This window comes from Reyranella sp., assembly GCF_036558665.1.
Lineage (GTDB): Bacteria > Pseudomonadota > Alphaproteobacteria > Reyranellales > Reyranellaceae > Reyranella.
This window is the reverse complement of sequence record NZ_DATBFE010000040.1, coordinates 1-9,736: the sequence shown is the minus strand read 5'-3', so window position 1 is coordinate 9,736 and position 9,736 is coordinate 1. Positions and strand designations below refer to the sequence as shown.

7 protein-coding genes are annotated in these 9,736 nt (G+C 69.3%); 2 read left to right on the top strand and 5 right to left on the bottom strand.

Annotated elements, in window-relative coordinates; translation table 11 throughout:
• Positions 1-77: 77 nt before the first annotated feature.
• The 4 genes from selB to VH499_RS06105 all read right to left on the bottom strand — a co-directional run bounded on the left by selB (position 78) and on the right by VH499_RS06105 (position 7,389).
• Positions 78-1,976, bottom strand: a complete 1,899-nt coding sequence (gene selB / locus VH499_RS06120) for a selenocysteine-specific translation elongation factor (RefSeq protein WP_332051812.1) — start codon at positions 1,974-1,976, stop codon at positions 78-80.
• Positions 1,973-3,493 carry an L-seryl-tRNA(Sec) selenium transferase gene (gene selA, locus VH499_RS06115; protein ID WP_332051811.1) on the bottom strand — a complete coding sequence of 507 codons (1,521 nt, stop codon included), beginning with the start codon at positions 3,491-3,493 and terminating at the stop codon, positions 1,973-1,975. The genes selB and selA overlap by 4 nt, the downstream gene beginning before the upstream one ends.
• A 160-nt stretch (positions 3,494-3,653) precedes the next feature.
• Complete coding sequence (locus VH499_RS06110; protein ID WP_332051810.1) at positions 3,654-4,898, bottom strand: hypothetical protein; 1,245 nt, start codon at positions 4,896-4,898, stop codon at positions 3,654-3,656.
• A gap of 193 nt (positions 4,899-5,091) precedes the next feature.
• Complete coding sequence (locus VH499_RS06105) at positions 5,092-7,389, bottom strand: xanthine dehydrogenase family protein molybdopterin-binding subunit (RefSeq protein ID WP_332051809.1); 2,298 nt, start codon at positions 7,387-7,389, stop codon at positions 5,092-5,094.
• 164 nt (positions 7,390-7,553) lie between these two features.
• On the opposite strand from VH499_RS06105, the gene VH499_RS06100 reads away from it, so the two are divergent.
• Positions 7,554-7,892, top strand: coding sequence for a hypothetical protein (locus VH499_RS06100; protein ID WP_332051808.1), 339 nt, complete (start codon positions 7,554-7,556; stop codon positions 7,890-7,892).
• Positions 7,879-8,463, top strand: a complete 585-nt coding sequence (locus VH499_RS06095) for a carboxymuconolactone decarboxylase family protein (RefSeq protein WP_332051807.1) — start codon at positions 7,879-7,881, stop codon at positions 8,461-8,463. The genes VH499_RS06100 and VH499_RS06095 overlap by 14 nt, the downstream gene beginning before the upstream one ends.
• Positions 8,464-8,572: 109 nt before the next feature.
• Here VH499_RS06095 and VH499_RS06090 read toward each other — a convergent pair.
• Positions 8,573-9,736 (bottom strand): amidohydrolase family protein (locus VH499_RS06090; RefSeq protein ID WP_332051806.1); only part of this gene is annotated, 1,164 nt, incomplete at its 5' end.

The following is a 9,736-nucleotide window of genomic DNA, read 5'->3' as shown; positions in this document are numbered from 1 at the left end:
TCTCGCTCGCATCAGGCGCATGTGAATGCGCCGACATGAGCGAGCCGGAGGCTCGCGGTCCCGAAGAAGGACATGGGTCATCCCGGCGGCGGGCCGTATTGGCCGAGCTTCTGCGGCACGGTGCGGCGCAGGTCGCCGCGGCGGACGGTGATGCCGTGGCGGTCGAAGAATTCGAGGACCTGGATCGCGACCTTGCGGCCGTTGTCGAGGCGGTCGCGGAACTGCGCGGCGGTGAAGTCGGGGCCGAGCGCATCGGCGGCGGCGATCATCTGCGCCACCGCGGGACGCAGGAAGAACTGGTCGGGCGCCACCTCGACGACGCGGCCGAGGCGTGCGAGCTGGCGCAGCAGCTTGCGCACCTGCGGCTCGGCCTCGCCGTAGGTCTGCGCGAAGTCGCGCACGCGCGGCGGGCGGAAGCGCTCGCGCGCGAGATCGGCCGAGATCTTGCGCCACAGCGCCTCGTCGCGCGCGCCGAGCCTGAGCGAGTGGCCGGGCAGACGCACGAAGCCGCCGTCGAGCGCCACCGTCTTCGCGGCCACCTCGCGCTCGAGCAGCGCGCGGAAGGCGGGGACCGGAAAGCGCCGCCTCATCGCCAGGCGCAGGCGCTCGGGCTGCAGGCCGGGCGCATCGGGACTGTTCTCGTGGAAGGCGGCGAGCGTGTCGGCGATGTCGCGCCGCGCCGCCTCGAGCGTCGCCTCGAGGAAGCCGAAGCCCTGCACGCGCACGCCGTTCGCCGCCGCCAGCATGCGCTCGAGCTCGGCCTGACGGAGATTGTGCGCGAGCCCGAACCGCGCGAGATCGGCATGGCCCGCCTCCAGCGCCAGGAACCTGCCGAGGAGGTCGTCGTCGTCCCAGGCGGCCATCGCGTCGAGCTCGGCGAGCCGTCGCGGCGTGCGCCGGTTGCGCGGCGGGCCGAACGGATCGACCACCGTCGCGCCGCCGATGGTACGCGTCGCCGAGGGATCGCGCAGGATCACGCGGTCGCCGGCCAGCGCGCCCACCTTCTCCTCCAGCACGAGCTGCGCCAGCATCGTCTCGCCGGGCGCGAGACGATCGCCGCGCAGCAGCGCCACGCGGCCCATCACATGCGCCGCGCCGATATGGACATGGGCGGGCGACCAGTGCCTGAGCGCCTGCGGCTCGGAGGCGAGCAGCCTCAGCCGCACGTCGAGCCGGTCGGTCGGCATGTGCAGTTCGGGGCCGACCACCCAGTCACCGCGCCGGACCGCTTCCCGCGACAGCTTCGGGCCGGCGAGATTGAGCGCGCAGCGCTCGCCGGCGCGGCCGATTTCGGCCGGCCGGTTCTGGGCGTGCAGGGAGCGCACGCGCGCTTCGAGGCCGGAGGGCGTGAGCAGCAGCCGATCGTCGACCCGGATCTCGCCGGCATGCGCCGTGCCGGTGACGACGACTCCCGCGCCCGGCAGCACGAAGCAGCGATCGACCGCGAGGCGCGCGAAGCCCGCCGTGTTCCTGGCGCTCTCGCCCAGGGCCAGCAGCCTTGCCTTCAGCTCGTCCACACCCCGGCCGGTGAGCGCGGACACCGGCATGATCTCCGCACCTGCGAGCCCCGTCGTGCACAGCAGCGCCTCGATTTCGGCCATGCGCCCGAGCAGCTCGTCGTCGTCGGCGAGGTCGGCCTTGGTGAGTGCGACGACGCCGCGATCGAGGCCGAGCAGATCGAGGATCTGCAGGTGCTCCACGGTCTGCGGCTTTATGCCCTCGGCCGCCGAGACGACCAGCAACGCGGCGTCGATGCCGGTGGCGCCGGCCAGCATGTTGTGCACGAAGCGCTCGTGGCCCGGCACGTCGACGAAGCCGAGCTGGCGGCCGTCGCCGAGGTCGGAGTAGGCGTAGCCGAGATCGATGGTGATGCCGCGCGCCTTCTCTTCCTTCAGGCGATCGGCGTCGACGCCAGTCAGCGCCTTGACCAGCGCCGTCTTGCCGTGATCGATGTGGCCCGCCGTGCCGACGATCATGGCTTCTTCGCCGGGGACGCGCCCTCATGTTCCTCTCTCCCGCTAGGGGGAGAGGTTAGGAGAGGGGGTCGCGAAGGCTCGCGCGCACCTCGCCCCCTCTCCCGGCCTCTCCCCCTCTCGGGGGAGAGGAGAAAGAGTTCAGGCGCGAGTTGCTCGAGCTGGGCCACGAACGCCGGCTCGTCATCGAGGGTGCGGAGGTCGAACAGGAGGGTGTCGTCCTCGATGCGGCCGATCACCGGGATCGGCAGGCGGCGGAAGGCGGCGGCCAGCCGGTCGAGACCGCGGCCAGTGACGGCGAGCGCGACCGAGGGCAGGAGATCGACCGGCAGCGCGCCCGAACCGATCTGGCCGCGCACTTGCTTGAGCCCCGCCTTCCACTCGGCGCCCAGCGCCTTCGCAAAGGCCGGCAGCAGGCGCTCGGCCTGGGCATGGATCTCCGTCACCGGCCGCGCGAGCGCGCGGATCGTCGGCAGGCGCTCGGCCAGCCGACCGGGATCGGCATAGAGCCGCAAGGTCGCCTCGAGCGCGGCGAGCCGCACCTTGTCGAGGCGCAGCGCGCGCTTCATCGGGTTCTTCGCGATGCGCTCGATGCAGGCGCGTTGTCCGACCAGCAGCCCGGCCTGCGGTCCGCCCAGGAGCTTGTCGCCGGAGAAGGTGACGACATCGATGCCGGCCGCGATCGCCTCGCGCGCGGTCGGCTCGTGCGGCAGGCCCCAGCTTTCGAGATCGACCAGCGTGCCGCTGCCCAGGTCCTCGATCACCGGCAGGCCCTTTTCGTGCGCCAGCGGCACCAGCTCGGCGGCCGACACCGATTTTGCGAAGCCCTGCACGGCGTAGTTCGAGGGATGCACCTTCATGATCGCGGCGGTGTCGGGGCCGATCGCCGATGCGTAGTCGCGCAGATGCGTGCGGTTGGTCGTGCCGACCTCGACCAGCCGGCAGCCGGCGCGGGCCATGATGTCGGGAATGCGGAAGGCGCCGCCGATCTCGATCAGCTCGCCGCGGGAGACGATCACCTCGCGGCCGGCGGCAAGGGCGTTGAGCGCCAGCAGCACGGCGCCGGCATTGTTGTTGACGGCCGTCGCCGCTTCCGCGCCCGTCAGCCGGCAGAGCCACGGCGCGATGTGGTCGTCGCGCTCGCCGCGCCCGCCGTCCGCGAGGTCGTATTCCAGCGTCGTCGGCGAGCGCATCGCCGCGACCGCGGCCTCGATCGCCTCCTCGGCGAGCAGCGCGCGGCCGAGATTGGTATGCAGCACCGTGCCGGTGAGATTGAAGACGCGCCGCTGCGAGGGCCGGGCGAGATCGGCCAGCCGGTGCTCGCACCAGCGCGCGCAGGCCTGTTCGTCGGCGACGTCGGCTTCGCCGCGCCTCGCGTCAGCCCAGGCGCGCAGCGCCTCGACGACCAGCGGCCGGCCGACGCGCCCGATCAGCGACGCCAGCGCCGGCCATTTGGCCATGCGGTCGATCGACGGCGGACGGGGGAGGGATGCGCCTGGGGCGCGGTCGGCACGCGACACGGGTCTGGGTTCCTGAAAACGCGCCCAGACTGCCCGAATTCCCGCGACGATGCTACTGCGCGACGGCCGTCTTGCGGACCGCGCGCGTCCCGCTCGCCAAAGGCGCATGTGAAGGTGCCGGAAGAGCGAGCCGGCGGCTCGCGGCCCAGAATGCGCGAGCCTACTTCCGCTTCAGCCCCCAGACCTGGGCGAGATCCTGCGCCATGCGCTCGGCCATGATGGTGTAGCCGGGGCTGTCGGCGGCCGGATCGGCGGCGCGCCAGCAATGGATGTGGTCGGCGTAGATGCGGCCCTTCTCGTCCTTGTAGATGTCGCCGAGATCGAACATCGCCAGGCCGCGCTCGCGGAGCGTCATCATGCCGGCGACCATGCGGCGATAGAGGTCGCGATAGGAGAGATCGCCCGCGTTGCGCTTCTCCTCCTCGGTCAGCTCCTTGCCCCAGGCCGGCATCGGCTGCAGGAAATAGGCGGTCCTGACGCCGTTGTCCCGGGCGACCGCCTCGATCGCGCGCTCGTACTTCTGGTAGAGGCCGAGCTGCACCTGGAATTCGCGCTCGTGGTCCTGGACGATCTCGTCGGGCATCTTGAACAGGCTGGCAAGCGTCGTCTTCTTGTCGGAGGAGAAGACGTCCTTGCTCTTGGCCACCGCCTCGATGCCGCGAATGATCATGTAGGCGGCGTGGCTGTGATCGAGCAGCGGGATGCGCGTCAGCACGCCCGCGACCCGGCCAATCACCCAGCCGATCGCCGCGTCGCCGAAATTCTCGTCGGCGACGAAGGGATTGACGTCGATGAAGTTGCTGAGCGGCCGTTCCAGCCGCTCGGGTGTCCCGGGATTGAAGAAGTAGTGCTCGTTGAAGCCGCCGAGCGTCACCACCGCATCGACCGAGGTCGCGTAGAGCGAGAACAGGATGAAGGGCTGCGGCTCCTTCCACGCGCCGTCGCCGCCGTTCAGCACCAGGAACGGCTTGCCGTTGGGGCTCACGTAGTGCCGGTTGAGCTCGTCCTCGAGATAGCGCTGCGCGGGGCGCCTCAGCTCCTGGCCGAGCTGCGAGGCGACCGAGCCGCCGGTCAGCAGGATGGTGTAGCGGTCGGTGCGCTTCACGGTCGGGAAGTCGTCACCGAACAGGCCGACATTGTTGACCCACGGCTTGCCGCACGGCGGGTTGGCGTGATGGACGAAGCCGACGTAAGGGTGGGGGAACAGCGTGTCGACGTAGCGGCAGTCGGAGTTCCTCGTCATGTCGCGCACGTAGGTGTTCTGCGTGCGCTCGAACAGCTCCGACGCCGGCGTGTAGTGGCCGTCCTCCAGCGTGAGCCAGAGCGTCGCCCCGGCCTCGATGATCGCGAACGCGAGAACGATCCCGATCAGGATCGAGACCAGGCCGAAAATGCGCTGCTTCATTGCCCCGCTCGAGCCTTCGCGGCCCCCTCTCCTAGCCTCTCCCCCCGATCGGGGGCGAGGAACCTGAGCCTTCTTCTTCAAACTCCTCTCCCCCGATCGGGGCGAGGAGCATCAGCCTTCTTCGAGCTCCTCTCCCCCGATCGGGGAAGAGGTTGGGTGAGGGGTTGCACACGTTGCTTCCCTCGTCGCCAAATCACTTCCGCGCCGCCTGGATCGCCTGCCAGACGCGCTGCGGTGTCGCCGGCATCTGGAGGTTGCGCACGCCCAGCGGCCACAGCGCGTCCATGATCGCGTTCATGATCGTCGGCGTCGAGCCCACCGTTCCGGATTCGCCGACGCCCTTGGCGCCGAGCGGATTGGTCCTGGCCGGCACCGAATCGTCGAGCGTGTTGGAGAAGGTCGGAAAGGTGTCGGCGCGCGGCATGGCGTAGTCCATGAACGAGCCGGTCAGGAGCTGGCCCGACTCGCGGTCGTACACGTTCTCCTCCAGCAGCGCCTGGCCGATGCCCTGGGCGCAGCCGCCATGGATCTGGCCGAACACGATCGGCCGGTGCAACGGCATGCCGACGTCGTCGACGGTGGTGTAGCGGCGGAGCTCGACGCGGCCGGTCTCGGGATCGATCTCGACCTCGCCGACATGGGCGCCGTTCGGCCAGGCGATGCCGTCGACCGTGTTCACGTTGTCGATGAAGATGCGCTTGTCGGGCTGTTTCGCCGCGAGCTCACCGAGGCCGATGCCGCGATCGGTGCCGGCGATGGTGAAACGGCCCGCGGCATAGGAGATGTCGGCCTTGCTCGCCTCGAGCGCATCGGCGGCGAGGTCCTTGCCTTTCTCGATCAGCTTCTCGCTGCCCGAGAGCACCGCCGAGCCGCCGATATAGGCCGAGCGCGAGCCCATCGAGCCGACGCCGCCCACCTTGTCGGAATCGCCCATGGCGATCTCGATCTTCGAGGGATCGATGCCGAGCAGTTCGGAGGCGAGCTGGGTGAAGCTCGTCTGCAATCCCTGCCCCATGCCCTGCGTGCCCATCCAGATCGTGACCGTGCCGTCGGCCTTCACCTCGTAGTGCGCCATCTCGTCGAAGACCAGGGCGCTGGTCCATTCGACGTAGGAGGCGAGGCCGCGGCCGTAGAGCCGGCCGCGCTTCTCGGCCGCGGCCTTGCGCGCGGCGAAGCCGTTCCAGTCGGAAATCTCGAGCGTCCTGGTGAGGAAGCGGTCGAAGTCGCCCGAATCGTACGTCTCGCCCATCGCCGTGGTGTAGGGCATCTGCGCCGGCGTCACGAAGTTGCGGCGCCTGAGTTCCGCCGGATCCATGCCGATCTGGCGCGCCGCCGTGTCCATCACGCGCTCGATGTCGAGGATGCATTCCGGCCGGCCGGCGCCGCGATAGGCGCCGATGGTGGCGGAGTTGGTGAGCACGCAGTTGAGCCTGAGATCGACCAGCGGGATGTCGTAGGTGCCGGTCATCACCTTCGGCCCGACGAAAAGCGGGATCACCACACCGGCGCGCGACGGATAGGCGCCGATATTGGCGAAAGCCTCCATGCGCAGCGCCAGGATCCTGCCGTTCCTGTCGAGCGCCAGCGAGGCCTTGTGGAGCTGGTCACGGCCCGCGGTCGTGGCGGCGAACTCCTCGCTGCGCTCGGCGCGCCACTTCACCGGCCGCTTCAGCACCTTGGCCGCCCACACCGCGACCGACTCGTCGGGCTGGATGCCGACCTTCATGCCGAAGCCGCCGCCGATGTCGCGTACCAGCACGCGCACCTTGTCCTTCGGCATCTTCAGGATCACGTCGCAGAGCGTGTCGCGCGTCACCGAGGGATTCTGGCTGCCGATATGCACCACCATGCGGTCGCCGTCCCATTCGGCCATGACGGCGCGCGGCTCCATCGCATTCACGATCAGGCGCTGGTGGATGATATCGAGCGAGACGACGTGCGCCGCCTTCTTGAAGGCGGTATCCGCGTTGGCCGCATCGCCGAAGCGGTTGAAGCCCGCGAGATTGCCGGGCGCGCCCGGCCAGACGAGCGGCGCGCCTTCCTTCAGCGCATCCTCGATCTCGGTCACGGCAGGCAATGGCTCGTACTCGACCTCGACGAGCTCAACCGCATCGACCGCCTGCTCGCGCGTCGCGGCGACCACGGCCGCGACCGCCTCGCCGACATGGCGCACCGCCTCGTGGGCGAGCGAGCGACGCGGTGTCATCTCGGGCTTGCTTCCGTCGGCATTGGGGAACATGGCGGGGAAACCGAAATCGCCCACGCCGTCCTTCGCCATGTCGGCCCAGGTATAGACTGCGACCACGCCCGGCGCCTTTTTCGCAGCCGTCGTGTCGATCTTCAGGATTTTGGCATGCGCGTGCGGCGAGCGCACCAGCGCAAGGTGGAGCTGGTCGGGGCGCGACAGATTGTCGGTGAAGCCGCCGGTGCCGGTCAGCAGCCGGTTGTCCTCGACACGCTTGATGTACTGCGCCTTGCCAAACACCGCCATACGCCGCTCCTCGAAAAGTCCGGCCCATCCGGACCGGGGCGGACTATAGCGGCGAGCGGCCGAGGGACAAGGGCGCGCGTCTTCGCAATGGTCCGCTTCGACGCGCTTGGTTGAGCGCCTGGTCGAAAGCTGCCACGCTTGCCTCTCCTGCTTTGGAGCGCTCCATGAGACCACTTCATCGAGCCGATCACGGTGCCCTGGCAGAAGCCCTCCGGCGCCGCGTTCTCGAGGGCTCAGGCGAGACCGATGCGAATCTGCGTCGCAAGGTGGCAGAGAGAGCCGCGGGAGGTCCGCCGGTCGATGCCGCCTACGACGATCTCGCCTTGCAGATCGCCACGGCGGCAAATCGCGTCACGGACCCGCAGGTCGCGGCCGCCGTGCGGGCTGCGGGAAGCGAGAAGGCGGCGTTCGAGATCATCGCCGCGGCCGCGGTGGGGGCCGGGCTGCTCCGCTGGCAACTGGGCATCTCGGTTGTCGAAGAGGCCGCGAATGCGCCTCAGTGAAATCGATCGCGGCGACGGCCTTGCGAATCGCCTGCTCATCGGCTTCATCTCGATGGTCTCGGGAATGCGGCTGCCTGATGCGGCGCGCGTCGCCTTCTATCACAAGGACTTCTTCGGCCGGCCGATGGGAGCGTGGACGCACGCGACCATGCGTGGCCCGAGTTCATGGAGCGTCGCAGAGCGCGAGCTGATGGCGATGATGGTCGCGAAGTGGAACGCGTGTGCGTTCTGCGTCGGCGCGCACGGAGCGGTCGCCGCCAAGGAGATGACAAGGCCAACGGTCGCCGCTGCGCTTGCAGACTACCGCGCTGCGGCGATCTCCGAGCGGCTCAAGGCCACGCTCGGATTCCTCGAGAAGCTGGTGCTGCGGCCTCGCGAGGTGACGCCGGAGGACGCCCGCGCGGTGCTCGGCGCCGGGGTCGGTGCGGAAGCGCTGACGGATGCGATCGCCGTCGCATCGGTGTTCAGCATCGTCACGCGGTACGCTGACGCGCTTGCTTTCGCCATGCCGACGGAGGCGGAGTTCGACCGCGCCGCCGCCATGCTCCTCAAGCGCGGCTACGCATCGTGAAACTGCGTTGCCTGGGCGCGCCGTCTTCTTATTCGTTGTTCGTTGTTCCGTTGATATTCTCTCATGTTCCTCTCCCCCTCACGGAGGAGAGGAGAATGAACAGAGTGCATCAAAACCCGAAGGCAGCTCGCACATTGCCGCCGAGCAGGCCGGCGCGGGCGGCGGCTGGCACCGCCTCGGCCATCTCCTCCAGCGCCTGCAGATAGTCGCCGGTGTGGTCGGGATGCGGATAGTCGGAGGCCCAGAAGAAGCGGTCGGCGCCGTAGGTCGCCATCATGGCGGGCAGCGTGCGCTCATCGGGGTCGCCCGAGATCCAGACCTGGCGGCGGAAATAGTCGCTGGGCTTGAGCCTGAGCGGCGCGCGCGCTCCGAGATAGGTCGCGGTCCCCACGCCGTCCAGGCGATCGAGCCAGTAGCCGATCCAGCCCGCGCCCGATTCCAGCAGCACGAGCCTGAGCTTCGGAAAGCGATCGAAGGTCGCGAAGTCGAAGAAGGTCGTGAAGGCCTGGCGCACGCCTTCGCCCGCCGTGACCGAGGCGAGCAGCGACAGGCGGTGGCCGTTCTCGAAGCGCGGCGAGCGCAATTCGAACGGCTCGAAGGCGGGATGGATGGCGATCGGCACGTCGAGCTCGACCGCCCTGGCGTAGACCGGATCGTGCACCGGATCGCCGTGCGCCTTGTGGGTCCAGGTGAAGGGCACGACGAAGGCGCCGCGGCAGCCGTCCTTCACCGCGCGCTCGAGCTCGGCCGCCGCCGCTTGCGGATCGCCGAGCGACAGATGCGCGATCGGCACCAGCCGGCCCTTCGAGCCGCGGCAGAAATCGGCGACCCAGCGGTTGTAGGCGCGGCAATAGGCCTGGCTCAGCTCGACATCGTCGAGCTCGGCCTCCCATAAAATGCCGAGCGTGGGATAGAGCACCGCGGCGTCGAGCCCTTCGGCGTCGAGCAGCCTCAGCCGCTCGTCGGCGTCGCAGGCGCCGAACGGCATGTTGGCGGCGTAGGTCTTGTCGGGATGGGGCGTGAAGGCCTCGAGCTCCTTCTGGCCCATGCGGCCGAGCGTGGCCGGATAGCCCTTGCGTGTGCGCTTGCTCGGGCGGCCCGCGATCTCGAGATATTCGAGACCGTCGGCGTCGCGTTTCATGCGCAGCGCGCGGTCGCGATACTTCGCCTCGATGTAGCGGTCCCACAGGCCGGCATCCTCGAGCAGATGACCATCGGCATCGACGGCGCCGCGAAACTTCAGATGATGGACCGACCGGGCATCGAACACCGG

What these genes read in the sequence shown, in the direction of transcription:
- VH499_RS06100 (WP_332051808.1), top strand. Translation starts at nt 7,554, where the DNA reads ATGAGACCACTTCATCGAGCCGATCACGGTGCCCTGGCAGAAGCCCTC.
- VH499_RS06105 (WP_332051809.1), bottom strand. Translation starts at nt 7,389, where the DNA reads ATGGCGGTGTTTGGCAAGGCGCAGTACATCAAGCGTGTCGAGGACAAC.
- VH499_RS06110 (WP_332051810.1), bottom strand. Translation starts at nt 4,898, where the DNA reads ATGAAGCAGCGCATTTTCGGCCTGGTCTCGATCCTGATCGGGATCGTT.
- VH499_RS06095 (WP_332051807.1), top strand. Translation starts at nt 7,879, where the DNA reads ATGCGCCTCAGTGAAATCGATCGCGGCGACGGCCTTGCGAATCGCCTG.
- selB (WP_332051812.1), bottom strand. Translation starts at nt 1,976, where the DNA reads ATGATCGTCGGCACGGCGGGCCACATCGATCACGGCAAGACGGCGCTG.